Here is a 24,839-nt window from a genome sequence, read left to right on the forward strand (position 1 = left end):
GGCTGATATATTTCAGGATGGTATGGTGTTTCGACCTCGACCGGGGTACGGTAGCCAAGGGCTTCATAGAGGCATTGGCTATTCCACCACCACCCATACTCGAGAGTTGCGAGTTCAACTTCCTCGACCGTTTTCCAGGACCCTTGCCTACGAATCAATTCGGCTTTGTAGAGCCCATTGACGGTCTCTGCTAGAGCGCGTTATCGTAGCTATCACCAACGCTCCCTGTTGAGGAGGGTATTGCTCCGAGTTCGAGCATTCGTTCGGTGTAGACCACAGACATGTAATTCGACCCGTGATCCGAGTGGTGCCTGACCCCACCCAAATCACCACCAGTATTCCAAGCAGCCATATCGAGTACCTGTAACGGCAGTGCTTCTGTTTTCAAGGCCGAAGAGACGCTCCAACCAACAACCTTGCGAGCGAACACGTCAGTGATGAACGTGACATACGCGAACCCAGACCATGTCGCCACATAGGTGATATCCGCAACCCACAAACACCGAGGAGCGGTCGCAGCGAAGACTCCGTTCACGAGATCACCGGGGAAGCTTTCCGCACGGTCTCTCCTGATAGTACGGGATTTCGCGTGGCGAGTGATACCCCAGACTTCCGCGAGACGCATGATTCTCGCGGTCTGATCACGACCGATAACCCACCCTCCACGTTTCAACAAGGCATGTATCTCCCGCACTCAGTAGACGCCATAGTTCACAGCGTGGAGCCGACGGATCTCGGGTACCAGCAGTTCATCGCGTAACTGCCGCGCCTACAGCACCCGCCGTTTCGCTGCCCGGTACCCCTATGAGGTAAGAAACCCACGAACTGCTGCACGCAGGATGCAGCAGAGGAACACAGGCCCCGAAACGATCACGGTATTGAGCAATAAACCGGATCATGTCGTTCGTGGCTGGCCTAGCTCCTTCGCGAAAAATATACTCACAGCTTTGAGTACTTCGTTCGCTTTCTTCAATTCCGCGTTCTCGCGTTTCACGCGCCGGTTTTCTTCAGCGACGTCGGTCGTGGTGCCAGGCTTGCTACCGGTATCGATCTGGGTTTGACGATACCACTTCCTGAGAGCGTCTGGTGAGACCCCCGCCCCGAAGCCCACCGATATGTCCACTCAATGCGTGAAGGCTAGTATGCTGAGGCATCGCCTCCACGATCATACGCAGCGCCCGCTCACGGAACGCTGCATCATATTGTTTAGTCATAGTATTCCTATCACCGGAACAAAACCCAGAACGCTTCACTCCTGAAAACCAGATTCCACACACCGGACAGACGCCGATAAGTGCTCGTATCAGCGATACAGTACGTTAACGTAAAACAGCCCGCAACCGCACCAGGGGTTGATATTGTACGCAGTATTCTCACGCAACTACGTCACTGCGACCTTTCGCCGACCAAAACGGACGCCCCCGCCACACCGACTTCTATGAGCATGCGCAGTTTATGTCCACCACGATACTGAATAATGGCGAGATTTTTGCCACAGGGTGGCGCCCAATAGAATTCGACACACGAGAAAGGAGTCCCATCCACTTTTTCAATAAAAGAACAATTGCCGTGGGAGAGAATGGCAAGCCGCATGTCCAGGACATCCACAAAAGCGAGCAGAGCAAGCGGGGGCTAGTAATCATATGCCCGAGGTTACCGCCATGCCATGAGAAAGAGCGTAAATTCCACTTCAGAATACGTATTTCCTTCTGGCGTCGGGACGTGAAAGAACCATTCGAATTAACGCAGGGGGTGGTGAGACGCACTCAGAGGCGCTGAAGTAAATCCCGAAGAACTGTCATAAAGCCGTAGATACACTTCTGGATCGGGAGGCGGACGGAATGGGGGCCCGATATCAGCTTAGGCACTCATCACAGACAATCACTACATCGAGCGAAATCGGCTAATTGAGAACCATAGCAAAACTCTGCGGGCAATGCGCACCAGAAAGTGACCGTCATTAATTCGTCAAGTAAAAGCAAAAAACTCATCCCTTAAACTAAAAACCCCCGGAAAACCGGGGGCCGTGGTGCACCCCCTGGGACTTGAACCCAGAACCCACTGATTAAGAGTCAGTTGCTCTGCCGATTGAGCTAGAGGTGCGCTTACCTTGCGGACAACAGATAAAACCCTACTACGGAATTATTGCGAGCGCAAAACGATCACTTTTCAGAAGACAGACAAAAAGCGTTCAAGACAAAAACAGGTTATTGATCACAGTGCGGCGAAGAATATGACCGCGGCCATAACAACCACTAGACCAACGGCCACCCCAGCAACCACTTGCAAAAACCCAAATAGAGGAGAACGCCTCTCCTGTTTACGAACGGGAGAAAAAGATTTTCCGGAGCTGGAAATCAAAAAGTTCGTCATACCGAAATTATACCTCGGTTTTTCCGGAATTGCACCCTCCCACGCAAGTGCAAGACCACACCTTATGACCCTGACCGCTAGGCTAAAGGGGTGACAAACCCCTTAATAACAGACGATCTCACGCTTGCTCTTACCCTCGCGGAAATTGCTGACGCCATCTCGCTCGCACGGTTTCAAGCACACGACCTGATTATCTCAATAAAACCCGATCGCTCGCAGGTAACAGACGCCGACAAAGCGGTGGAACGGGCTATCAGCGACCGGCTCCAGCAAGAACGCCCCAACGACAGTATCCTCGGAGAAGAATACGGAACGGTTGAAGCAGGTTCACACTCGGCGTCGCCCCGGGCGAGAACGGGCCACCGCCAGTGGGTTATTGATCCCATCGACGGCACAGCCAACTTCATGCGGGGAGTCCCGGGGTGGGCAACGCTCATCTCGCTTGAGGTTGATCGGGTTCCTCAGCTCGGTGTCGTGAGCGCCCCCGCCACCGATACACGGTGGTGGGCAACGCGTGGTGGTGGAGCCTGGAAAGAGGTCGCCGGCGAAGTACCCCAAAGGCTTCGAGTCTCCGCAATCGAACAGCTTGGAGACGCCTGGTTAAGCTTTCAAAGCCTTGCCCAGTGGGATCAAGCTGGCCACCTGGACACACTCGTCGAGCTGTCACGCAAAACCTGGCGGGATCGAGCGTTTGGTGATTCCTGGTCTTACATGCTTCTCGCTGAGGGTCTCATCGATATCACCGCCGAGTTTGACGTAAAACCCTACGATCTCTCAGCAGTGGTAACAATTGTTGAGGAGGCCGGCGGTCGGTTTAGCAGTATCGATGGTTCCCCCGGAGCTTGGCAGGGTAACTCTCTCGCAACAAACGGACTACTTCACAGCCAGGTACTGGAAATTTTTAATCGCTAGGGTTCACGATAGCGCGTTACTTATCTTGAGCGTCACTATTTTTGCCACGATGATACTCAGAGCGACCCTCGGGGTCAATCGATTCCAAAAGGGGGTCTAACAGACCACTCAATTGCTCAGCCTGCTTACTCGTGAGCGGATCAAACACAATCCGACGAACCTGCTCCACATGGCCGGGAGCCGTTACTCTAATCTTTTCAAACCCAGAGTCGGTCAAGAATGCATTGGTTGCCCGGCCGTCGGTGGGGCACACCGACCTGGTGACCCAACCCTGCTTTTCAAGCCTACTCACAACGTGTGAAAGTCTGGACAGAGATGAGTTTGTTCGAAACGCCAGATTACTCATGAGGAGGCTACGACCGGGAGCCTCTGAGAGCATCGCAAGAACATGATACTCAAATTGATTCAGGCCAGCCTCTCTCTTGAGTTGCGCCTCAACCGCACCGGGCATCAGCATGGATAAAGCCGTAAGTTTTAACCACAGCTCACGCTCTTTTTGATTTAGCCATCGGGTATCGCTCATATTTACAATATTACGTGAATTACTTGACGCTTCAAACCATTCAGTATACTTTTGTGGCACTAGAGAAAAATTCACTCCTCGATATAACCCTCTCTCTATCACCACGTATAGATATCTTTAAGGACACGATCATGGGATTCGCAGTCACCGGCGCAACCGGCCAGCTTGGCACTCTTGTTATTGCTGAGATCCTCGCCCGCGGGATCCCCGCATCAGAAATCATCGCGCTGGTACGAGACCCAAGGAAAGCCCTTCGCTTACAAGAGCAGGGGATCACCGTCCGTCAGGCAAACTATACGGACCCGCCCTCGCTAGTCGCAGCGCTTGCTGGAGTAGATCGACTGCTCCTCATCTCCTCTGACGGAATCGGGCAGCGCCTCGCACAGCATAAAAATGTTATTGATTCAGCTAAAACCAGTGGGGTGAAATTTATTGCCTACACCAGCATCCTGCAGGCTGATACCTCCCAACTGACCCTCGCCCCCGAACATAAAGCTACCGAGGAATACCTCGTCTCCTCAGGGGTCACTCACACCCTCCTGCGCAATGGTTGGTACACCGAGAACTACGCTGGAAATCTCAGCACAGCGCGCCAAACGGGCACTGTTGTTGGGATCACCGGAAATGGAAAAGTGTCGAGCGCATCCCGCTCCGACTACGCGGAGGCGGCAGCAATCGTCTTGACAGACGCTGTACACGATGGAGCAGTTTTCGAACTCTCGGGCGATGTCGCATGGAGCTATGAAGAACTCGCTGCTGCTCTCAGCAGCGTTATTGACCGTGAAGTAATTTACCAGCAGGTTTCAACCGAGACCTATACGCAACGCCTCATTGACGCTGGACTAGACCGGGGGGTTGCAGATTTTCTCACCCGGCTCGAGTTGGATGCGGCCCAGGGTCTCCTCTCCCTGGTCACGGGTGATCTCAGCCGTTTGATCGGGCGCCCAACAACTCCCCTGCGAGAGGGACTTGCCCAACTCGTCTAGGAACCAAGCACCCGGCGAAGATACGCGTTCTCAAAGCGGCGCTCTGGATCAAGACGGTTACGCACGGCAAGAAAGTCTTCAAAGCGCGGATAAACCTCGCGCAACGATCCGGCCTGTCGAAAGTGGACTTTCCCCCAGTGCGGACGCCCGCCGTGCGCTTTCATAATTTCCTCGGCAGCAACAAAATATTCACGCGGATTTTCGCGATAGTAACGGTGAATCGCAATGTATCCGGTCTCCTGACCATACGCGGTAGAGAGCCAGTTATCGTCAGCAGCGGCGGAGCGAACCTCCAACGGGAAGGAGATACGCCACCCTCGACGCTTGATGAGAACTTTCATCTCGTGCAGTGCTTCGGGTACTGCCTCGCGCGGTAATGCATACTCCATCTCACGAAACCGCACGGCGCGATTACTCACAAAAACGTTTGGTGAGTGATCTGTAAAACTGCGGCTTCCTGTAACCCGCTGAGCAAATCGATTAACCGGGGGCACGATGCCGGGCATCATCGCGCCCAGAGCGCAAACAGCACGATACGTTTGATTAGCTAGCAGCTCATCGTTTACCCAGCGACCAACCTTCGATAGCGGCACTCGCGCTTCCGAGAGCGGGAGCCGAGTGTTTGTTTTAGTCAACCCAATCTCGGTGTGGGGGAACCAGTAGAACTCAAAATGATCTTCATCCGCTGACCGCTCCACATAGCTCTCTACAACCTGTTGCAGAGGTTCGGGTCGCTCAACGGCCCGGAGGAGAAAAGCGGGCACACACTGAATCGTCAGATCGGTGATCACGCCCAGGGCGCCCAGAGCAACACGAGCGGCGGGGAGGAGATCCGGATTCTCGGTCTCGCTGATGCGTAACTTCTCACCGTTAGCAACCACCAGCGTGAGGGCGACAATCTGAGTGGCCAAACCACCAAAAGAACCACCCGTGCCGTGGGTGCCTGTTGAGGTGGCTCCAGCGAGGGTCTGGCGATCAATATCACCCATATTCTGTAGCGCAAGCCCATAGGGCTGCAGGAGCTTTGATAACTGATGTAGAGGCGTGCCCGCTGCAAGAGTTACCCTGCTACGCTCCGCATCCACACTAATAACACCACTCAGTCCGTCAAGACTGAGCTGTACATCCGGGGCTGCCGCAATATCGGTAAAACTGTGCCCGGAGCCGATGGCTTTGACCCGCATTCCCCGCTCAACTGCTAACACAACGGTGCGCTGCACTTCCTCGACGCTCACGGGATGCTCCACCCGGGTGGGCACAATTGATACGGTTCTCCCCCAGTTACGCCAGGTTCTATCCTTTGTCCTCATAAAAATACTTTTCCCTCACCTCGATAACTGGGCACAGCGCCCGCCACCCGCATGCCCCCAGAGGCCGCCTCTACTACCTGAAACTCGTTCACGTGTTCACTCAGCTCACCGGATTTTGTATGACGTAACCACACCCGATCTCCCATGCTCAGGGCATGCGCAGACTCGCCAACAAGCGGACTCTGAACCTCGCCAGCCATTTCTCGCGGAACCATCGAGAGGCCCACCGGCCATTCAATACGAGGAAGACGATCCACGCCGGGCGGGCCAGAAGCCACCCATCCCCCACCGAGCAGCGTTACGGTCTTGCCGTTAGGGTGACGCACCACCGAAAGCGCGAAGGACGCGGCGGGTGCCGGGGTAAATCCGCGATAGGTATCAAAGAGGTGCCCACCAAACAACCCGCTACCCGCCGCAATCTCTGTTACCGACGGATCACCACCGGTGAACTCAAGAGAACCCGTACCGCCACCGTTAACAAATTCCAGATCGATCAACTCACGAACCTCCGCCACGGCCTCCGCCCGGCGGGCCAGCAGTTCTTCGCGCGATTTTTGCTGCATCCAACGCACAACTATGCTTCTTAGCGGACGTCCTGGAGAGTTATCTCCCTGTCCCGCGATCTGAGCCTCGTATCCCATCAGCCCCACGATTTTAAAACCGGGCCGATGTATAATCTGCTCCGCCATCTCGCGCAGCCCCCGTGGCTCGTGTAGCGGCGATCGAAAAACACCGATATGGCCCAAAAGAGGAGCCTTCCACGAGGCATCAAGCTCAAGACACACTCGAATAGTTTCCCGTCGAGAGGAAGGAACGATCGAATCGATAAAATCAAGCTGGGCAAGCGAGTCGATCATGAGCGTGACACGGTCCGCGAGTTCCGCTGAGCCTGCAAGACGCTGGATTCCCTCTCGATCAGCGGTCGGATAACCCACCACCACATCTTCGATAGGAGAATGTGCTGAATCACCCTCCGCGAGCCACAGGGCCTCGGGAAGCGTATATGCAAGCACCCCTGAGTACCCGGGAAGCTCCAGTACACCGTCCAACACCGAGCGCACTCGAACAGATTTCGAGGCGACCCTGATCGGTTTCCCTCCGGCCCGCCGCAACATATCGTGAGCGTTGTGGCGCAGCGCTGGGAGATGAATAACCGCCAGCGGAGTGTCCAACCGATCGGTAGCCGCTGAGAGCTGTGGCCAGAAAATCTCTGGCGTCTTCCAAACCTCTTCGCCACCCCGGGGAGCAGGCGTCATATCAAGAGTTGTGTTCCTCACGCCCATGCGAGCCCCTTCCGCTCTGACGGGCACGAGCCTACCATCTTTTTCCTATGCCTACAGAACACATCATCAAGAAAGATTAGATATCATTCATAATGATTCCGCCTAGCTCCAGAAAAGTAATGCTTGCTCTCTAGGAACAGACCCATTTTCCCACCCTCATCTTGACGATAAGATTCGGTCGAGATATGGTTAATAGCTGCCCAGATTTTCTGGCATAACAATTCAATAGCGTGTGATTTATGACCCTTATCCCGAATACCTCGTGTATTCACTCAGGGGCTGATCGGTTTCGACGTTACCTGCGAAACTATGAGAAGCGGGTCGAGGATGCACAGTTATCTCGTTAACGATCTGTGCAAAACAATAGGTGCCAATTCTAAGCGCACCGACTTCGCTCTCGCTGCTTAAGCCAGAGTAGAAAGTCCGTCAGACCGGGTTTGCTTCCGCCCCGTGTTCTGGCGTCGTTAAGGGAGCTTGCTGGTAGATCGAGTCTCAGGATCTATCGGGACTTTTACTGAGGCTGGGCTCGTCGATCTAGGTGCCTGTGACAAAGATCGGGGCCGAGTAGAACGTTCTCACAGGCTACGCCCGTAGAAGGCCTAGAATCACAGTAGCGGACCCGGGTTCAATTCCCGGCAGCTCCACTGGGTCACTCGATCACACACCATTGAAACCCTTGCGGTGAGTAACCACACTCAGTGTGTGGTTACTCACCGCAAGAGGCTCGCTAACCACCAAGGTTCTCAATCAAACGCAAGGTTACACCGTGCGCACCCGCCGCGGCAATCTCTCGTGCGGTACGCCCCCCGGCATCGGGCTGTGTCACCGAAGCCCCAGCACGAATCGCAAGCGCAGCAAGGTTGGGGTCACCAATCTCGACAGCACGCATCAGTTCAGCCTGAGCATTTACCGAATTCACCGGCGCGGTAATAGCCCTGTTCATGAGGTTTTCCTGCACCTGCAAGCCCCGCCGTTGCGCCATCCGGAGTGGAGTTTCCCCATCCCCCACGGCAGGAATCTCAAGATTTGCCCCCGCGGCCACAAGAACCCGCGCGGTGTCCTGATAAGCTTCAACCTGCGTGGCTTTTGCAAATAGAAGAGCCTCATGAAGGGCCACCCAGCCCGGGTTGTTCACGTGGTCAAGGGAAATCCCCGCCCGAACTAAACGCCCCACAATAGCCGCGTGGCCACGCTCAGCCGCCCGAATAAGACCGGTACCGTTGTACCAGTCAAGGCTCGCCACGTCTGCACCATTGGCAAGAGTGAGGTTCAAGAAGTCTAGATAGCCCTCGCTGGTGGAAATGAGATAGGCACTCTGAACGGTGTCATCCTTTGCGTTCACATCCGCGCCCGCGATAATAAGCTGCTCTGCCTCTGCAACGTTGTTAGCCCAGGCCGCCTGGATCAGTCTTGAATTAAGCTCCTCGATTGAAAGCCCCACGAGATCCTCTCGAACAACCGGACCTGGATCAGGTTCTGGTTCGGTAACAACAGCCCGGGACGAGGGCGTCGGACTCGAGGGAGCCGACGAGGGAGCACTCAGGGGCCGCGGAACAGAGCACCCCGTCAAGGCGAAGGCGGCCACCAGGACTCCTGCAAAAAATAATGTGTAGCGGCTCATGCTTCTCTTTTCTCCGGGGCAACACGCCGATGCTCAAACTTTAACCCAGTGTGCCTCAACACCGGCCAAAAGCACATCCACCGGGCCAGGGAGTCCTCCTCCTCTACTCGACCAAAGTCTTCTCATCCCTCTGGATGACACCGCTAATAAAGGAACATCAGCAAAATTACGGCTCACTACCCAGTAGTCTTTCCCAACACAATTATCATGTAAAATTGGACGCTTCCATCCCCCACACAGGGGAACCTAATTAGCTCATTTCTCAGATATTGCGTACCATCGAGGGTATGGAGATCCTGCGTAATATTCTTGTGATTTTTCATTTCATCGGCATCGGAGCACTCCTCGGAGGCTTCCTCACCCAGATGAAACAGCTCAAATTGGGCACCGCGGTTATTAACCCCGCTATGTTCCACGGCGCTCTCACCATGCTTGTTACCGGCATCCTACTCGTGGGCGTCGCCGAGATGGGCGATGGAACGGTTAACCATGTGAAGATCGCCGTGAAGCTTGCGATTCTTATTGCCATCATGGTTCTCATCTTTGTTAACCGCAAAAAAGAGAAGGTTGCCACGGGTGTCATCGGAGCCATCGGAGCGCTCACAATCGCAAACATTGTTATTGCGGTCGTGTGGTAGGCGCAAACTCGCGGCAGACGTGCTCTCGATGACACCCAGAGTCTCGTCGAGAGCATTGAGTAGCAAGCAGCCGGTGGGACACGGCACAATCAGGCCTCAACCAACAACACAGCACTGATCCTATCGACCACAAAGGGTTAGTATTAAGGCACAGATCCCACGAATCCTCAGTGAGGAGAACACCATGAGCACGCACACCTCGCCCAATGCACAACCCACACCTCGAGGCAACCGCTTTCTCACCTGGTTGAAAAACCGCTGGCTTGGCATCGTCGTAACGGCGCTCATGGTTGTACTGCTGATCCAAAATATCGGCATTATTAATAGCATCAACATTTCACTGCTGTGGATACAGATCTCAGCGCCGGTGTGGGTTCTTCTGCTTGTCCTCTTTGCGACGGGCGCAATCGCGGGAGTGTCTTTTGCCCGCAGTCGAGAAAAAGCCCGACAGGACAGTCACAAGAAGTAACTGGAGCGCGGATACAGAAGCGATGTAACCCAGATCTCCTATTCGCCTAGTTTGCTCCGTGTAGCTATCGCGCGCTCGGCCTCACGCCTATCCTGACGCTCACGCAGGGCATGACGCTTGTCGTATTCTCTCTTACCCTTCGCTACGGCAAGTTCAACCTTGGCACGACCGTCGTTAAAGTACAGCTTGAGAGGAATAATCGTATAGCCACCCTCACGGGTTTTATGCCACAGCTTGGTTATTTCCTGTTTATGTAGAAGCAGTTTACGTTTCCGACGAGTAGCGTGGTTGGTCCAGGTCCCATTGAAGTACTCGGGGATGTGAACGTTGTCGAGCCACACCTCGTTATTGTCGATGTAGGCGTACCCGTCCACGAGCGAGGCTTTACCCTGCCGCAGCGATTTTACTTCGGTACCGAATAGAACCATACCCGCTTCGTAGGTATCCTCAATAAGATAGTCGTGGCGAGCCTTACGATTGGTCGCGACAACAATCTCGCCACGTTCCTTAGGCATGGTTATATCTCCTGTATGTGATGGTAACCCGAAACAAACGTAGCTCGGGCAGCCTATAACACTAACACAGTGCGGACCTCAGATTCTCAAAAAGGACGCTCTATACTCTCAGGTAGCGCGTAATTGCAACCTTTGCAGCCAGCCCCGAGAGCAATATACCCAATGCCACAAGTATGGGCGGGATAACCAAAGATTGAAGCGTCGAAATGTAGGAGAAGGTAGGCAGCGTCTCTACTAAGACACCCTGCACAAAGAACTCAACAATTGCAACAGTGGCTAGGCTTGCAAGAACGGCACCAATCAGTGCTGAAATAATTCCCTCGATAATGAAGGGAGTCTGGATAAAACGGTTTGATGCACCCACCAAACGCATAATACCGATCTCTCGCCTGCGTGAGAACGCGGATAGACGAATTGTTGTAGAGATCAAAAGAACCGCCGCAACCAACATCAGGCCTGCAATCGACAGTGCGGTGTAGCTGGCGGCATTCAACACGTTAAAAATTCTGTCCAGAAGACTTCTCTGGTCCGAGACGCTCTGCACCCCGGAAATATTTGAGAGAGTCTCGCTGATGACCGCCGACTGGGAGGGGTCTTTTAGTTTGATCCAAAAAGTCTCGTTCATATCCGCCGGGGAGGAAATATCAACAATTGCGTTACCCTCAAATTCCCGCGAAAAAGCCTCAAAAGCAGCATCTCTATCGAGAAAGGTAACATCCTCGATAAAGGGCGCAAGCGCGTCCGACTCCAAAATACTCCGAACGTTCTCCACCTGCTCGGGGGTGGCGTCACTCCCCGCACAAGTCTGTGAATTGTATACCTCGGTACACATGTACACGGCAACCTGGGCACGATCGTACCAGAAGCTTTTCATCTGCGATATTTGCATCTGCATCACAATCGCAGCGCCAACAAACGTGAGCGACACAAAGGTCACAAGAACAACAGACACAACCATAGAAAGGTTACGACGAAGCCCCTGTCCAACCTCTTTCAGAACAAGCGCGTATCTCATCGAACCGGCCCCACATCCTGCTGTTCGTCCCCATCCGGGTCAGCATCAAGTCGGAGTCTCTTTGCCAGCGCCGCCGTATCAGCCAAAATACCGGAATCTACAGTGGGGTCTGCCGGTTTCACGTGCGGTTGCTCCGCCTCAGTAGCACCCAGAGAAACAGACTGTGCCTCTTCGCGAGAGACGTCACCACCGGCCTGAGAGAATCCGGCCGATGGCAGGTCGGACTGCACCGGGATATGCGGTGCAGCGTTTTCTAATCCTTCTTTTATAAGTGGGACGGCGGCAGTTACACCGTATCCACCCTCGCGCTCGTCTCGCACAAGTTGTCCCCCGGAAAGCTCAATAACACGCTGTTGCATCTGATCAACAAAACCGGCCTCATGGGTTGCCATCACGATAGTGGTTCCCCTGGCATTAATGCTCTTCAGAAGATTCATAATGCCAAGACTTGTCTGCGGGTCAAGATTTCCAGTGGGCTCATCAGCCAACAAAATAGGAGGATTATTCACAAAAGCGCGAGCAATGGCAACGCGCTGCTGCTCGCCTCCAGAAAGTTCGTGCGGCATCCGTTTTGCCTTACCTCCAAGACCAACCAGCTCAAGCGTATCGGGCACTGCCTCCTGGATAAAGCCTCGAGACTTTCCGATAACCTGCAGGCTAAACGCAACATTGTCATACACCGTCTTATTGTTCAGTAGGCGAAAATCCTGAAAGACTACGCCCAGACTGCGACGAAAATACGGCACTTTTCGATTAGAGATCGAACTGAGGTTCTGGCCCAGCACGTTAATTGAACCACCCGTCACCCGCTCCTCACGGAGGATGAGCTGGAGGCAACTGGACTTACCCGAACCTGAGGCTCCCACTAAAAACACAAACTCTCCGCGATTTATACGGATGCTAATGTCTGAGAGCGCCGGCTTTGCGGTGCCCGGGTATTTCTTGGAGACGTTATCAAACCAAATCATGTCGGCACAATCCTATGCACCACTTCGCCGTTTCACGAAGCGACGCGCGGCACCACACACAATCCACAGAGAAAGGTTAGGCCTTTTGCGCTTCGAGATTTTTGAGCGAACGCCATCGAATACCCGCCTGAATGAAGTGGTCAAGATCACCATCAAAAACTGGCTGCGGGTTATTGACCTCGTACTCAGTACGGAGATCTTTCACCATTTGATATGGGGCAAGCACATAGCTACGCATCTGGTCACCCCAGCTAGCCGTGATGTTCCCCGCGAGCTCTTTCTTCTTTGCGTTCTCTTCTTCGCGCATCTGAAGCACCAAGCGCGACTGTAATACACGCAGGGCAGCGGCACGGTTTTGCAGCTGACTCTTCTCATTCTGACAGCTCACCACGATCCCGGTGGGAAGGTGAGTGATCCGCACGGCAGAGTCGGTGGTGTTCACCGATTGTCCCCCGGGTCCACTCGACCGAAAAACGTCGATGCGAATGTCATTCTCGGGAATATCAATGCTCTCAGCCTGCTCAATCAGTGGAACAACCTCCACGGCGGCAAAGCTGGTTTGACGCTTACCCGCAGAGTTAAAAGGACTCATCCGCACGAGACGGTGAGTCCCAGCCTCGACCGAAAGTTTGCCAAACGCATAGGGCTCATCCACCTCGAAGGTTGCCGATTTAATACCGGCCTCCTCCGCATAGCTGGTGTCTAGCACCCGCACCGAGTACCCGTGCTGCTCCGACCATCTAAGGTACATGCGCAAGAGCATCTCGGCAAAATCAGCAGCATCCACTCCTCCGGCGCCCGCCCTGATCGTGACCACCGCGGGGTTCGGGTCGTACTCACCGCCCAGTAGCGTCTGGATCTCGAGGTCGCTCACAACCTTTTCAATCTCACCCAGCTCATGTTGCGCCTCCTGTGCCGATGCCTCATCGTCCTCAGCTTTTGCGAGCTCAACTAAGACCTCCAGATCGTCAAGGCGTTCTACAACGGAACGGATACGCTTCAACTCGGCCTGGCGATGGCTCAGATCACTGGTTACCCGCTGAGCCTCCTCGGCGTTATCCCACAGGTCCGGCGCGGAGGCCCGTTTCTCAAGATCCGAGATCTCTTTCACAAGCCTCTCAACGCCGATCACCGCGGTGATGTCTGCAAACGTGGAGCGCAACGCACCAATCTGGGTGGAAAGATCAAAATCTAACATGGTCTGTACAGCTTACAGGTTCAGGCTCAGCACGTCCGCCCCGGGAGAACCGGAGGGTGATCACTCTTCCATCACGGCATACCCCGAGGCAAACAAAAGCCACAGCGGCACGGTTTAGCCGGCGGCGCTACTCACCGATATAGCTCATCACATGTTTGATGCGGGTGTAGTCTTCAAAACCGTACATTGACAGATCCTTGCCGTAACCCGAGTGTTTAAAACCGCCGTGTGGCATCTCAGCAACAATCGGGATATGCGTGTTAATCCACACCGCGCCAAAGTCAAGACGCTTGGCAAATCGTTGTGCCCGCCCGTGATCTCTTGTCCACACCGAAGACGCTAGTCCATAATTCACACCGTTAGCCAGTCTCAGGGCTTCGACCTCATCAGTAAACGACTGCACGGTGATCACGGGACCAAAGATTTCATTTTGGATCACATCGTCATCCTGTCGCAGCCCGGTCACCACCGTTGCCTCATAAAAATATCCCCGCGTGCCCTGACGTTTGCCACCCAGCTCCACTCTGGCGTGTGCCGGAAGGTTATCGACCACCGCGCTTACCCGCTGAAACTGACCGGCATTGTTAAGTGGGCCATAGAGTATGCCCTCTTCGTGCGGCGCACCCGTCTTAGCGTTCTGAGCCGCATAGGCCACCAGCCTGGCGACAAAGTCATCGTGGATAGACTCGTGCACGAGCAGTCGAGTTGCTGCAGTGCAGTCTTGACCCGCATTAAAGTATCCGGCGGCGGTAATACCCTCGACCGCCTGATCAAGGTCGGCATCGGGAAAAACGATTACGGGCGCTTTACCACCCAGTTCAAGATGGAGGCGTTTGAGGTCTTCGGAACCGGTCTTTGCCACCTCAATTCCCGCACGCACAGAACCGGTAATAGACACCAGCTGCGGTGTCTTATGCTCCACCATCAGGTTACCCGTGGTGCGGTCACCCAACACCACGTTGAGGACGCCGGGAGGCAGAAATTCAGCGGCAACCTCCGCGAGTAGCAGGGTCGAGAGCGGGGTGGTATCCGAGGGCTTCAGCACGGTTGTGTTTCCCGCGGCCAGGGCCGGAGCAATCTTCCACACCGCCATGTTGAGCGGATAGTTCCACGGGGTCACCTGGGCGACAACCCCGATGGGCTCGCGACGAATGCTTGAAGTATGGTCGTTCATATACTCACCGGTCGCGCGTCCCTCAAGGACGCGTGCGGCCCCCGCAAAAAAGCGAATCTGGTCAATCGACGCGATAATCTCATCTTCGATAATGGATGCCCGGGGTTTGCCCGTATCAAGCGATTCCGCGTCTGCAAATTCTTCTATGCGCGCCTCCATGGCGTCGGCTATACGAAAAAGCGCTAGCTGACGCTCGGCGGGTGTTGACTCACCCCAGGTGGAAAAAGCGGCGTCGGCAGCCCGAAAGGCAGCGTTCACGTCTTCTTCATTGGAAACGGGTGAGAGCGCTATCACCTCCTCGGTTGAGGGATCAATGACCTGAAAGGTGTCGTCTGAACGTGAGGAGACAAACTCCCCGTTAATAAAATTTTGCAATGTTTTTGAAGTCATGTCCCAATACTAAACATTTTCTAGGAAAAAACCAGATATTCCGGTCGAGATAGCCATAATCAACACGCTTAATCAACGAATTCCTTTGCAAAATTATGTTTTAAGTGCGAGAATCGCGTTATGGGTCCGAAAACAAAACCGTTAACACTTGATGAGACCTCAAAGGCGATCATCGAGCAGCTCCAGGTGGACGGTCGGCGCTCATACGCTGAGATTGGCAAAGCTGTGGGTTTAAGCGAGGCTGCTGTTCGTCAGCGCGTACAAAAACTCACTGAAGCCGGGGTGATGCAGATTGTTGCTGTCACGGACCCCCTCCAGTTGGGGTTCCATCGCCAAGCCACCATCGGTATTCGTGTGACAGGCGATACCCGGAAAGTTGCCGACCGTCTCGCGCAGATCCCTTCCGTAAGCTACCTCATACTCACGGCAGGATCGTTCGACATCATGATTGAGGTCGTCTGCGAGAACGACTCCCACCTAGTTGACCTATTAAACTCTCAAATACGGTCTCTACCGGAAGTCGTGTCCACTGAAACCTTTGTCTTTCTCGAACTCAGAAAACAACACTACGACTGGGGAACTCGATAACTATGTCATACAATCCACAACAGCCCGGCGATAACGATTCGCTGCAAAAAAAGGCAAAAGACCACCTCTGGATGCACTTTACTCGCCAATCCACGGCGGACAATAGCAACGTGCCCCTCATCGTCAAGGGCGAGGGCCACCATATCTGGGACATTAACGGCAAAAAGTACTTTGATGGACTAGCTGGACTCTTTGTTGTTAACGCGGGGCACGGACGCAAGCGTATCTCGCAGGCCGCTGCCGCACAGTCAGAACAGCTTGAGTTCATGCCGCTGTGGTCCTACGCTCACCCGGCCGCCATTGAGCTGGCTGACCGTCTTGCAGACTACGCACCCGGCGACCTCAACAAGGTTTTCTACTCCACGGGCGGAGGCGAGGCCGTTGAGACAGCATTCAAACTGGCAAAGCAGTACTGGAAGCTCATGGGAAAGCCCGGCAAGTACAAAGTCATTTCACGCCAGGTTGCCTACCACGGAACCCCACAGGGTGCCCTGGCAGTTACCGGTCTGCCCGATATCAAGGAGATGTTTGAGCCGTTAACCCCCGGAGGCGTCCGCGTTCCCAACACCAACTTCTACCGGGCACCCGAACACGGCGACGATATCGAGGCCTTTGGCCTCTGGGCGGCTAACCGTATCGAGGAGCAGATTCTCGCCGAAGGACCCAACTCGGTGGCGGCGGTGTTTCTTGAACCCGTACAGAACTCCGGTGGCTGCTTCCCACCCCCTCCCGGATACTTCAAGCGTGTACGCGAAATCTGTGACCAATACGACGTGCTGCTGGTAAGCGACGAAGTCATCTGTGCTTTTGGACGCGTTGGTGAGATATTCGCCTGCAACGCCTACGGCTATGTCCCCGACATGATCACCTGCGCAAAGGGGCTCACCAGTGGATACTCCCCTCTCGGAGCAACCATCATCTCGGATCGACTCTACGAGCCCTTTGCCAGCGGAGACGAAACCTTCTACCACGGATACACATTCGGTGGTCACCCCGTCTCCTGTGCCGCAGCTCTGGAGAATCTAGACATCTTCGAAGAGGAAAAACTGACTGATCACGTCAAGGAAAACTCTCCGCTCTTCCGCGCAGAGCTGGAAAAGCTGCTGGACCTCCCCATCGTTGGTGACGTCCGTGGCGATGGATACTTCTTTGGAATTGAGCTGGTGAAGGACAAGGCTACCAAGGAAACCTTTAACGACGACGAGGCAGAGCGACTGCTGCGCGGTTTCCTCTCGGGCGCACTCTACGATGCAGGACTCTACTGCCGCGCCGACGACCGTGGCGACCCCGTTGTGCAGCTTGCGCCGCCGCTGACCATCGGTCCCAAAGAGTTTGCAGAGATCGAGCAGATCCTCCGCGGGGTACTCACCGAGGGCTGGAGCAAAATCTAGGGCATAATCTTCACCGTCTAAAGTTGGTCAGGGTGTGGGGTAGAGACTCGTGGAAGTTTCTATCCCACACCCTGATTTACATCTGGTATCGGGCGCAAACGAACTGCCGAGGCGGCCCTACGCGCGTTATTGAGCACAAGGCCGCATCAGTGGCGTGTCTGCCCTATATATTTGTGCAGCGCAGTGAGTGTGTAGAACAGCCCTCTACACGCTGGGTTGCTGCTGCGTGATGCAGTGGATACCGCCGCCGCCCGCAAAGATTGATCGCGCATCCACCGTTACCACACGACGCCCGGGGTATGCCTGCGCAAGAATCTCCGCAGCCCGATCATCGTTCGAATCGTTAAAGGAGCACGCGACAACTCCCCCGTTAACCACCAGATGATTAATATAGCTGTAGTCCACCCACCCCCTGTCATCACGCAGAGTGGCCGGAGCGGGAACACGCACAATCTCTAGTTCGCGACCCGCCGCATCCGTTTGCTCCTGTAAAAGATCAACGGTTTGTTGACTCACCCCATAGTCTGGGTGTTCGGGATTCTCCTGATCGTGCACCAATACCACTCCCGGACGAGCAAAAGTAGCAACAATATCTACGTGACCGCGGGTACCAAACTCCTGGTAGTCACGGGTGAGACCACGCGGCAACCAAATCACCTTAGAGACGCCAAGTGTGCGTCTCAGCTCCGCCTCGATATCACCGTGAGTTTTACCGGGATTACGCCCGGGGTCAAGCTGCACCGTCTCCGTAACAAGCACGGTTCCCTCACCATCAACATGAATTCCACCGCCCTCGTTCACAATGGGCGAGTCGATGAGTTCGGCTCCCGCCCACCCCGCAACCGTAGCGGCCACCTTTTCGTCTTTGTCCCACTCGGCCCATTCCTGAGCACCCCAACCGTTAAATATCCAGTTCACAGCGCCCAAACGACGCTTACCGGCGGCATCGGGTTGGCTCACAACAAAGGTGGGCCCCATATCGCGAACCCAGGCGTCATTAAGCGGAGTAACCTTGAGGGTAATTCCCTCGTCGAGGTAGGGGGCCGCAACCTCTACGTCGCGGGGATCAACGATAACCGTCACGGGTTCAAACTCCGCCACCGCATTGGCTACAGCGGCCCAGGCACGCCGAACCGATTCGATTTCCTCTGAACTTTCACCGAGTGAGTACCCGTCTGTTGGCCAGGCCACCCAGGTGCGCTCGTGAGGGACTCCCTCCCAGGGCATAACCCACGGCATCACGGATCGATTCATGTGCAGACTCCTTATAACTTTTATACCGTCAACGTTCTAGAATCCTTGTAACTAGTTAAAACTAGACTATCCCTGCAACCTTACGTCCGATAGTGCCGCCACACCCCTTATAACGCTTAAGGGAAAGCAGAAAATCGCCTGAGCACAACGTGAACGTCAACAGCGTCTGTCGCTAAAATAGCGCTTCAATGGGACCACGCGCAAAATACAATGAGAACCCTGCCGCTACAACCCAGAGCAGTGGACTCACCGTTCGTATGCGCCCGGAAAACGCGTGGATAAGAACCCAGCTGATAAATCCCACACCAATTCCATTGGCAATCGAATAGGTGAGCGGCATCACAATAATGGTGAGAAAGGCGGGCAATGCAATCGCAAAATCACTAAAGTTGATGTCGCGGATCTGAACAACCATGAGGGCTCCCACCACGACAAGCGCAGCCGCAGCGGCTTCCAGGGGAACGGCAAGCGTGAGGGGGGTAAAGAACATGGCGGCCAGGAAGAGCAAACCTGTAATGACATTGGCAAACCCGGTACGGGCCCCCTCACCAACACCCGCCGCCGAGTCCACAAATATGGTATTTGACGACACCGAAGCTGCGCCACCGGCAACAGCCCCCACTCCCTCAACAACAAGTGCGGATTTCAGACGGGGGAAGTTGCCCCTCTCGTCAGCAAGCCCGGCTGCCTTGCTGAGGCCGGTGAGGGTGCCCATAGCGTCAAAGAAATTTGTAAAGACCAGGGTAAAAACAAGCATGCTGGCGGCAAGCACACCGATACGTTCAAAGGCCCCAAAGCTAAAATGACCCAGAAGTCCCAGGTCGGGCATCGCGATTAACTGCCCAGGAATCTCTGGAACGTTGAGGTTCCATCCCCCCGCACTCACATAGCTGGGACCCAGTTTAAAAATAGCTTCCACCACAATCGCCAATATGGTTGTTCCCAGGATTCCAATAAGCAGAGCCCCGCGAATCTTGCGAGCGGTCAGCACCCCCATCACAACCAGTCCGATGACAAACACGAGGGTGGGAAGAGTAGCGATAGAGCCCTCCTCCCCCAGCTGAACCGGTGGAGAAGGATTACCACTCGATCGCACAAAGCCGGAATTGACAAAACCGATAAAAGCAATGAAGAGTCCGATACCCACCGTGATCGCCGTCTTCAACTGCGCGGGAACCGCATTAAAGATAAGGGTGCGAAGTCCTGTTGACGCCAGGAGGACGATAAGAAGGCCGTTAATAACCACAAGCCCCATGGCTTCGGCCCAGGTCACCTGGCCCACAACGCTCACCGCAAGAAACGAGTTAATCCCGAGGCCCGCGGCAATACCGTAGGGTAGGTTGGCAACAAGCCCCAGCAGAATGGTAAGTACACCGGCGGTGAGTGAGGTGGCCGCACCAACCTGAGCGGCGTCCAACCACCCACCCTGCACGTCCAGGGTGGCGGCCTCTCTGCTGTGTCCACCCAAGATGAGGGGGTTGAGCACAACGATGTAGGCCATCGTTACAAAAGTAACGAGCCCTCCCCTCACCTCCCTACCCAGGTTAGAACCGCGCTCCGTGATACGAAAGAACTTGTCAACTAAGTGTTTAAAACCTGACGGATACTGCTGGCCAGAGACGCTTGAAGAGGGGTTTTGAGGTTCTTGCACTACAACATAGTACCTGAGTTGACCGGTTTAGTGCCCCGCGCCCGAGTCACCGAGCCGGGTCAATAGCTCACGTACTTCTGCCGGTATCGCGGCTGGAACAATATGCTCCACACCCTCGATCCTGATCACCCCGTCTTGTACCCGGGCAAGTTGCTGCACGAACTTCTTCACCGATACCCCGGTTGCTTCTTGAATATGCCGTGAGACCGCGATCGCGCAGAACACAACCGTGAGATGCGCCTCGATCTTCTCCCGATGCCGGTGATAGATCGGCCTGGCTTTGAGGTCAGTCTTCGCCATCCGAAATGACGCCTCAACATTGAAGAGCTGATGGTATGCATCAATCACCCTCAGCGCGCTCACCGTTAAGACAGGTAGATTCGTGACATACCCCTTGATCCCCGCCCGCTGCCTAGCCGATTCCACCAAAACCTGATCAATGCTCTTGGCTGCGCCACTGATCTTCACGAACCGACTCTTTTTCACAGGCGTGGTCCCGGCAACGACCTTTTTCGCTTTCTCGAGTTGTTTCTCGATATTACGCAGATCCAGACGGGCACGTTTCTCACGGTACTGATACACCACCCGCCGTTCACGCCGCCTTTCACCTTGACCAAACCACTGTCGACACTCAAATACCTGCCCGTCACAGAGTTCAGAACCATCGTGTTGATACTCGGTAACCTCAGGTGGAGTCTTCGCGATCCGGGACCCCACAATGAACGAGTAACCAGCCGTCTCTAACGCGAGAAGATTCGCTGCGGAGAGCATACCTGCGTCACACACAACACTCACCGTCACCTCGGGATGCTGCGCCCGAAACCTGTCGAGCACGGGCACGAGAGTGAGCGTTTCAGCTGTGTTCCCCTCGAACGAATGTAACTGCAGCGGGAACCCGTGTTCGTCAACGAGAAGCCCCAGCACGATCTGGGGTTCGAGCCTGCGTTCTTTGGAGAGACCAGGCTTGCGATACTCATCCTCTTGCTCGACGTAGAAGAACAGTGTGGTGACGTCGTAGAGCACCAACGTGAGGTGCTCAGTCCCCCGGAACGCGACGCAGGCAGCAGAGAACTTATCACGATAGTTGCCCTTCGCGGCCTGGTTCAATGACCGGTGAATGCCACTATACGAGGGCGCTTTGAGTCCGAGATTATCAAGGATACGGATCGTATCGAGTTTGGAAGAGGGCTCGATGATACGCGCGATCACGAGGTCACGAAATACCCGATCGTTCACAGCATCAGTGAAACCAAGCCGGTCGTAAACGCTGACGAGAGTGTCGTAGAGCACACGCGAGTAAGAGTGCTGCATCGTGATACGCGGCCCGGCAGGATCGGCTGGGGTATCGATCTGGAGTTCTGTCTGACCGGTAGCCTGAGCGCGTTCCCTGATGCGAGTTTTCGCGGTCTGGACCATGAACTCGAGTTCCAGATCAGTGTGCGCGGAACCGATATGTTCAATAATGCTGCGCACCCCGCGCGTTTTCGACACGATCTGCACCGCGGTCGCACCTGACCCGGTTTTCACACGGCGTACGTATTCACCCATGAAACCAGGGTACAGACACCCCCCTTAGTGCCCCGACCGTGCTGCTACTCTCGCGTAAACAAGCCATTCCCCGAGCCAAAATAGGCAAGACCACCAAAAAACGGTCAACTCAGGAGAACCGCGCTCCGTGATACGAAAGAACTTGTCAACTAAGTGTTTAAAACCTGACGGATACTGCTGGCCAGAGACGCTTGAAGAGGGGTTTTGAGGTTCTTGCACTACAACATAGTAGCGTGCCGGGGAAACCACTTAGAGCTTCCCACGAAAAGATCAAACCAAAAAACGAGCCCCCGCTGCCGTAGGGCAACGAGGGACTCGTGGAATTTTCCAACATCACGGGGGCCGGAAACGACCACCCCGTGAATGGGACGCAATTAGCGACGCAGCCCCAGGCGCTCGATCAACGAGCGGTAACGGGTGATGTCAACCTGCTGAAGGTAACCCAGCAGGCGGCGACGCTGGCCCACGAGCAAAAGTAGTCCACGACGTGAATGGTGGTCGTGCTTGTGCTCCTTGAGATGCTCGGTGAGATCTTTGATCCGCTGAGTCATAATGGCCGCCTGAACCTCAGGGGAACCTGTGTCACCCGGGTGGGTTGCGTACTCTTCGATGATGGCTTTCTTAACACTGGCTTCAAGTGCCATAGTGATTCCCTTCTCCTTCGCTGCGCGGCGCCCTGGGCAGGATACCCGAGCTCTCTTTATCCGCGGCCGTTCAAACGGCAACCGATTTATAATAGCAGATTCTAGACGTTGTTACCCGCTTCCTATTGGAGCCTCCGGTCGGCACTCTCCTGTTTATCACGCGGAGAACTCGGGGGTCATGGTCGATACGCCGATACGGATCGTAATAGCGGACGAGTTGACAAGAGCCCACACCCCACCAGGACAGCTCCCAGGGCAAGAGCCCCACCAACCGTCATCAGGTTTGTGGGCGCAATGATAATCGAGATTCCCACCAGGGGAAAGACCAGGATACCGCCCACCGTTACAGAGACAAACATCACCCAGCGAAGCGGCGCAAGGACAGCCGTACGGCGAGCCCGATCCACCCGCTGTGGGGAGAGGCCCAACACGCTGAGGCTCTGATACAGGTCGGAGCGATCATATACGGACGCCGCCTGGCTCACTCCCACCGAACAGGTCACCATAATAAAAGATATCGCTATCGTCAGGTAGATTCCGGTGGCAATATCCCCCACCATGATGCGGGCTTCATCGTCCAGGTCATTACCCGTCCCCTGCATAAGGGCGAGCCCACTGCCCGCAATAATCGCCACAAAACTGGTAACGGCAATACCTCCAACCTGCCGCCACACCGCTTTAGGAGACTCCAGGATAAAGCGCATCGCCATCAAGCGCTCCGCTGTCCTGGCCTTTTTGACCTGACGCCGCGCTATCGCAGCGATAACAAGTGGCCCCAGAAGATTAAGCAGCAGAATTGCTCCGACAAATAAACCGAGAAGCATCAGGAGGAACACGGCAACCGAACCGGCACCACCCACCGCTTGTGACACACCAAAAAGCACCACAATACTGATGGCGGCGACGAGGAAGAGCCACCTCTTGAGCGGAGGGGCGTCCGTTCTCATGCGAACGCCAAGGGGTGAGAGAACAACACCCCGGATACCCATCACAGCGCTCAACACGGCGATGAGCGTCATAACCACAACCACAACCATCACGCTCACGGGAGGCAACATCAGTGAAGCTGAGCCAATCGCTTGACCACCAAAATGGATAAGCCCTACCAGAGGAGCGCCCAAAAGATAGAAAACAATCCCCAGAAGAGAACCGGTAAAAGCAATAGCGGCCGATTCCAGCACGGTCATGGTTGACACCGTTGAACTGGTGGCTCCCAGGAGTCGCAGGGTGGAGAGCCGATCGTCTCTGCGACGCGCGGAAAGTCTAGCCGCCGCCCCGCCCAGGCTCAAAAGGGGAACGATCAAAACTGCCGCCGCAAGAAGAGCGCATACAGTATAGACCTCTCCGAGAGATTGCATCCCTGGGGGAGGCGACCACAGAAACATATTGACCCCGCCCAAGACGGTGAGGGCAAGCGCAGTGGCCGCGGCAAAAGCAACAAGAGGCAAAACAACAACCGCGCGAGACACTGATGCCTGTTGCCCGCCACGGCGCATCAGATACCAGACAAGCGTCAGCGGCAGCCTCATCCTCCCTGCGAAACCCGGACGAGATACCGCAGTATGCTCCCCCAGAGCGTATATCGGGTTGGGCTGTCCTGGCGGGCGGCCTCCCGGACGAATATCAATGCCGCTCATGATTAGCTACCTCCGTTCGAGACGCTACTGACAAATTCAGTATTCACCAGGGCTCCATCACGAAGACGCAGGATCCGGTGACAGCGTGCCGCCACGCCCTCGTCGTGGGTAACAACAATGAGGGCGCCGTCACGGTTCAGGGTCGTGTCTCGTAAAATCGTCATGACGTCCTCGGACGTGGTGGAGTCGAGAGCTCCAGTGGGCTCATCGGCAAAAACAACGTCCGGCGCGGTCACCTGAGCGCGTGCGATAGCCACCCGCTGCGCCTGTCCGCCGGAAAGCTGGCCGGTGCGGTTATTCTCCAAACCGGCAAGCCCGAGAGCGGTGAGCCACTCGCCCGCCCTAATCTCGGCATCACGTCGTGAAAAGCCCCCCAGCATCAGGGGCAGGGCGGTGTTCTCGAGGGCTGTGAGCTCCGGGATCAGCAGGCCCTGCTGAAACACAAAGCCAAACCGCTCAAGCCTCAGTAGTGAACGTTGAGCGTCACTCATCTGGCTCAGGATACTTCCGCTGGCTTGCAATGAGCCCCCCACACTCAGCAGGCGTACCTCCCCCGCATCGGGGGTGATGATACCCGCGAGACAGTGCAGCAGAGTGGTCTTTCCAGAGCCTGAGGGACCCATGATCGCTACGGCTTCACCCCGGTTAACAGTAAGACTCACTCCGCGCAAAGCAGTTGTAGTACCAAATTTTTTGGTCAGGTTTTGTGCAATAACAACGGGTTTTTCCATAAGAACAAGTCAACCCGAAC

General features: G+C 55.1%; 24 protein-coding genes, 1 tRNA gene and 1 other RNA gene. 7 read left to right on the top strand and 19 right to left on the bottom strand.

Annotated features, from left to right (window positions below):
* Positions 1–190: 190 nt before the first annotated feature.
* From FrondiHNR_RS09310 to FrondiHNR_RS09325, 4 genes are all read right to left on the bottom strand, one after another.
* Positions 191–625, bottom strand: coding sequence for a DDE-type integrase/transposase/recombinase (locus FrondiHNR_RS09310; protein WP_279352498.1), 435 nt, complete (start codon positions 623–625; stop codon positions 191–193).
* 412 nt (positions 626–1,037) lie between these two features.
* Positions 1,038–1,214, bottom strand: a complete 177-nt coding sequence (locus tag FrondiHNR_RS09315) for a hypothetical protein (RefSeq protein WP_279352499.1) — start codon at positions 1,212–1,214, stop codon at positions 1,038–1,040.
* Between the two features lie 813 nt (positions 1,215–2,027).
* Positions 2,028–2,103, bottom strand: a tRNA-Lys gene (locus FrondiHNR_RS09320).
* Between the two features lie 111 nt (positions 2,104–2,214).
* Positions 2,215–2,373: a hypothetical protein gene (locus tag FrondiHNR_RS09325; protein WP_279352500.1), complete on the bottom strand. Its 159-nt coding sequence runs from the start codon at positions 2,371–2,373 to the stop codon at positions 2,215–2,217.
* Between the two features lie 90 nt (positions 2,374–2,463).
* Between FrondiHNR_RS09325 and FrondiHNR_RS09330 the strand changes: the two genes are divergently transcribed.
* Positions 2,464–3,285: an inositol monophosphatase family protein gene (locus tag FrondiHNR_RS09330; RefSeq protein WP_279352501.1), complete on the top strand. Its 822-nt coding sequence runs from the start codon at positions 2,464–2,466 to the stop codon at positions 3,283–3,285.
* Between the two features lie 16 nt (positions 3,286–3,301).
* On the opposite strand, the gene FrondiHNR_RS09335 is transcribed toward FrondiHNR_RS09330, so the two are convergent.
* A complete protein-coding gene (locus FrondiHNR_RS09335; protein ID WP_279352502.1) occupies positions 3,302–3,808 on the bottom strand; it encodes a MarR family transcriptional regulator in 507 nt (168 codons plus the stop codon).
* A gap of 131 nt (positions 3,809–3,939) precedes the next feature.
* Here FrondiHNR_RS09335 and FrondiHNR_RS09340 point away from each other — a divergent pair, with 131 nt between their 5' ends.
* The gene (locus FrondiHNR_RS09340) at positions 3,940–4,794 is read left to right on the top strand and encodes an SDR family oxidoreductase (protein WP_279352503.1); all 855 of its coding nucleotides are present in this window, start codon (positions 3,940–3,942) and stop codon (positions 4,792–4,794) included.
* Here FrondiHNR_RS09340 and FrondiHNR_RS09345 read toward each other — a convergent pair.
* A complete protein-coding gene (locus FrondiHNR_RS09345; protein WP_279352504.1) occupies positions 4,791–6,104 on the bottom strand; it encodes a D-arabinono-1,4-lactone oxidase in 1,314 nt (437 codons plus the stop codon). The two genes, FrondiHNR_RS09340 and FrondiHNR_RS09345, sit on opposite strands and share 4 nt — an antisense overlap.
* The gene (locus tag FrondiHNR_RS09350; RefSeq protein ID WP_279354525.1) at positions 6,101–7,360 is read right to left on the bottom strand and encodes an amino acid deaminase/aldolase; all 1,260 of its coding nucleotides are present in this window, start codon (positions 7,358–7,360) and stop codon (positions 6,101–6,103) included. The genes FrondiHNR_RS09345 and FrondiHNR_RS09350 overlap by 4 nt, the downstream gene beginning before the upstream one ends.
* 302 nt (positions 7,361–7,662) lie before the next feature.
* On the opposite strand from FrondiHNR_RS09350, the gene ssrA reads away from it, so the two are divergent.
* Positions 7,663–8,034, top strand: a transfer-messenger RNA (tmRNA) gene (ssrA, locus tag FrondiHNR_RS09355).
* A gap of 80 nt (positions 8,035–8,114) precedes the next feature.
* On the opposite strand, the gene FrondiHNR_RS09360 is transcribed toward ssrA, so the two are convergent.
* A complete protein-coding gene (locus tag FrondiHNR_RS09360) occupies positions 8,115–9,008 on the bottom strand; it encodes an ankyrin repeat domain-containing protein (protein ID WP_279352505.1) in 894 nt (297 codons plus the stop codon).
* A 287-nt stretch (positions 9,009–9,295) separates the two neighbouring features.
* Between FrondiHNR_RS09360 and FrondiHNR_RS09365 the strand changes: the two genes are divergently transcribed.
* Positions 9,296–9,646 (top strand): hypothetical protein, encoded by a 351-nt coding sequence (locus FrondiHNR_RS09365; protein WP_279352506.1) that lies wholly within the window; start codon positions 9,296–9,298, stop codon positions 9,644–9,646.
* A gap of 184 nt (positions 9,647–9,830) precedes the next feature.
* A complete protein-coding gene (locus FrondiHNR_RS09370) occupies positions 9,831–10,115 on the top strand; it encodes a DUF1049 domain-containing protein (RefSeq protein WP_279352507.1) in 285 nt (94 codons plus the stop codon).
* 38 nt (positions 10,116–10,153) lie between these two features.
* Here the strand turns inward: FrondiHNR_RS09370 and smpB are convergent, their stop codons facing one another.
* The 5 genes from smpB to FrondiHNR_RS09395 form a co-directional block, all read right to left on the bottom strand.
* Entirely contained in the window at positions 10,154–10,630 is a 477-nt protein-coding gene (gene smpB, locus FrondiHNR_RS09375) for an SsrA-binding protein SmpB (RefSeq protein ID WP_279352508.1), read from the bottom strand.
* Positions 10,631–10,730: 100 nt separating this feature from the next.
* The gene (gene ftsX, locus FrondiHNR_RS09380) at positions 10,731–11,645 is read right to left on the bottom strand and encodes a permease-like cell division protein FtsX (protein ID WP_279352509.1); all 915 of its coding nucleotides are present in this window, start codon (positions 11,643–11,645) and stop codon (positions 10,731–10,733) included.
* Positions 11,642–12,613 carry a cell division ATP-binding protein FtsE gene (gene ftsE, locus FrondiHNR_RS09385; protein ID WP_279352510.1) on the bottom strand — a complete coding sequence of 324 codons (972 nt, stop codon included), beginning with the start codon at positions 12,611–12,613 and terminating at the stop codon, positions 11,642–11,644. The genes ftsX and ftsE overlap by 4 nt, the downstream gene beginning before the upstream one ends.
* Before the next feature lie 76 nt (positions 12,614–12,689).
* Entirely contained in the window at positions 12,690–13,811 is a 1,122-nt protein-coding gene (prfB, locus tag FrondiHNR_RS09390; RefSeq protein WP_279352511.1) for a peptide chain release factor 2, read from the bottom strand.
* Between the two features lie 127 nt (positions 13,812–13,938).
* Positions 13,939–15,375: a gamma-aminobutyraldehyde dehydrogenase gene (locus tag FrondiHNR_RS09395; protein ID WP_279352512.1), complete on the bottom strand. Its 1,437-nt coding sequence runs from the start codon at positions 15,373–15,375 to the stop codon at positions 13,939–13,941.
* Between the two features lie 120 nt (positions 15,376–15,495).
* Between FrondiHNR_RS09395 and FrondiHNR_RS09400 the strand changes: the two genes are divergently transcribed.
* Entirely contained in the window at positions 15,496–15,963 is a 468-nt protein-coding gene (locus tag FrondiHNR_RS09400; protein WP_279352513.1) for an Lrp/AsnC family transcriptional regulator, read from the top strand.
* Between the two features lie 2 nt (positions 15,964–15,965).
* The gene (locus FrondiHNR_RS09405; protein WP_279352514.1) at positions 15,966–17,354 is read left to right on the top strand and encodes an aspartate aminotransferase family protein; all 1,389 of its coding nucleotides are present in this window, start codon (positions 15,966–15,968) and stop codon (positions 17,352–17,354) included.
* A 204-nt stretch (positions 17,355–17,558) separates the two neighbouring features.
* Here the strand turns inward: FrondiHNR_RS09405 and FrondiHNR_RS09410 are convergent, their stop codons facing one another.
* From FrondiHNR_RS09410 to FrondiHNR_RS09435, 6 genes are all read right to left on the bottom strand, one after another.
* Positions 17,559–18,608, bottom strand: a complete 1,050-nt coding sequence (locus FrondiHNR_RS09410) for an agmatine deiminase family protein (protein ID WP_279352515.1) — start codon at positions 18,606–18,608, stop codon at positions 17,559–17,561.
* Between the two features lie 172 nt (positions 18,609–18,780).
* Positions 18,781–20,259, bottom strand: a complete 1,479-nt coding sequence (locus FrondiHNR_RS09415) for an NCS2 family permease (protein WP_279352516.1) — start codon at positions 20,257–20,259, stop codon at positions 18,781–18,783.
* A gap of 27 nt (positions 20,260–20,286) precedes the next feature.
* Positions 20,287–21,807, bottom strand: a complete 1,521-nt coding sequence (locus tag FrondiHNR_RS09420; RefSeq protein WP_279352517.1) for an IS1634 family transposase — start codon at positions 21,805–21,807, stop codon at positions 20,287–20,289.
* A 374-nt stretch (positions 21,808–22,181) separates the two neighbouring features.
* Complete coding sequence (rpsO, locus tag FrondiHNR_RS09425; protein ID WP_279352518.1) at positions 22,182–22,451, bottom strand: 30S ribosomal protein S15; 270 nt, start codon at positions 22,449–22,451, stop codon at positions 22,182–22,184.
* Between the two features lie 176 nt (positions 22,452–22,627).
* A complete protein-coding gene (locus FrondiHNR_RS09430) occupies positions 22,628–24,088 on the bottom strand; it encodes an FtsX-like permease family protein (RefSeq protein WP_279352519.1) in 1,461 nt (486 codons plus the stop codon).
* Between the two features lie 2 nt (positions 24,089–24,090).
* Entirely contained in the window at positions 24,091–24,819 is a 729-nt protein-coding gene (locus FrondiHNR_RS09435; protein WP_279352520.1) for an ABC transporter ATP-binding protein, read from the bottom strand.
* Positions 24,820–24,839: the final 20 nt, after the last annotated feature.

The sequence above is a fragment of the Lysinibacter sp. HNR genome, assembly GCF_029760935.1.
In the GTDB taxonomy this organism is placed as follows: domain Bacteria; phylum Actinomycetota; class Actinomycetes; order Actinomycetales; family Microbacteriaceae; genus HNR.

Excerpts from the sequence above, each read along its gene's own strand:
- FrondiHNR_RS09345 (WP_279352504.1), bottom strand. The coding sequence starts at position 6,104 with ATGAGGACAAAGGATAGAACCTGGCGTAACTGGGGGAGAACCGTATCA.
- FrondiHNR_RS09335 (WP_279352502.1), bottom strand. The coding sequence starts at position 3,808 with ATGAGCGATACCCGATGGCTAAATCAAAAAGAGCGTGAGCTGTGGTTA.
- FrondiHNR_RS09405 (WP_279352514.1), top strand. The coding sequence starts at position 15,966 with ATGTCATACAATCCACAACAGCCCGGCGATAACGATTCGCTGCAAAAA.
- smpB (WP_279352508.1), bottom strand. The coding sequence starts at position 10,630 with ATGCCTAAGGAACGTGGCGAGATTGTTGTCGCGACCAATCGTAAGGCT.
- FrondiHNR_RS09400 (WP_279352513.1), top strand. The coding sequence starts at position 15,496 with ATGGGTCCGAAAACAAAACCGTTAACACTTGATGAGACCTCAAAGGCG.
- FrondiHNR_RS09325 (WP_279352500.1), bottom strand. The coding sequence starts at position 2,373 with ATGACGAACTTTTTGATTTCCAGCTCCGGAAAATCTTTTTCTCCCGTT.
- FrondiHNR_RS09410 (WP_279352515.1), bottom strand. The coding sequence starts at position 18,608 with ATGAATCGATCCGTGATGCCGTGGGTTATGCCCTGGGAGGGAGTCCCT.
- FrondiHNR_RS09360 (WP_279352505.1), bottom strand. The coding sequence starts at position 9,008 with ATGAGCCGCTACACATTATTTTTTGCAGGAGTCCTGGTGGCCGCCTTC.
- ftsX (WP_279352509.1), bottom strand. The coding sequence starts at position 11,645 with ATGAGATACGCGCTTGTTCTGAAAGAGGTTGGACAGGGGCTTCGTCGT.
- FrondiHNR_RS09365 (WP_279352506.1), top strand. The coding sequence starts at position 9,296 with ATGGAGATCCTGCGTAATATTCTTGTGATTTTTCATTTCATCGGCATC.
- ftsE (WP_279352510.1), bottom strand. The coding sequence starts at position 12,613 with ATGATTTGGTTTGATAACGTCTCCAAGAAATACCCGGGCACCGCAAAG.
- FrondiHNR_RS09430 (WP_279352519.1), bottom strand. The coding sequence starts at position 24,088 with ATGAGCGGCATTGATATTCGTCCGGGAGGCCGCCCGCCAGGACAGCCC.
- FrondiHNR_RS09315 (WP_279352499.1), bottom strand. The coding sequence starts at position 1,214 with ATGACTAAACAATATGATGCAGCGTTCCGTGAGCGGGCGCTGCGTATG.
- FrondiHNR_RS09435 (WP_279352520.1), bottom strand. The coding sequence starts at position 24,819 with ATGGAAAAACCCGTTGTTATTGCACAAAACCTGACCAAAAAATTTGGT.
- FrondiHNR_RS09395 (WP_279352512.1), bottom strand. The coding sequence starts at position 15,375 with ATGACTTCAAAAACATTGCAAAATTTTATTAACGGGGAGTTTGTCTCC.
- rpsO (WP_279352518.1), bottom strand. The coding sequence starts at position 22,451 with ATGGCACTTGAAGCCAGTGTTAAGAAAGCCATCATCGAAGAGTACGCA.
- prfB (WP_279352511.1), bottom strand. The coding sequence starts at position 13,811 with ATGTTAGATTTTGATCTTTCCACCCAGATTGGTGCGTTGCGCTCCACG.
- FrondiHNR_RS09350 (WP_279354525.1), bottom strand. The coding sequence starts at position 7,360 with ATGACGCCTGCTCCCCGGGGTGGCGAAGAGGTTTGGAAGACGCCAGAG.
- FrondiHNR_RS09370 (WP_279352507.1), top strand. The coding sequence starts at position 9,831 with ATGAGCACGCACACCTCGCCCAATGCACAACCCACACCTCGAGGCAAC.
- FrondiHNR_RS09340 (WP_279352503.1), top strand. The coding sequence starts at position 3,940 with ATGGGATTCGCAGTCACCGGCGCAACCGGCCAGCTTGGCACTCTTGTT.
- FrondiHNR_RS09310 (WP_279352498.1), bottom strand. The coding sequence starts at position 625 with ATGCGTCTCGCGGAAGTCTGGGGTATCACTCGCCACGCGAAATCCCGT.
- FrondiHNR_RS09420 (WP_279352517.1), bottom strand. The coding sequence starts at position 21,807 with ATGGGTGAATACGTACGCCGTGTGAAAACCGGGTCAGGTGCGACCGCG.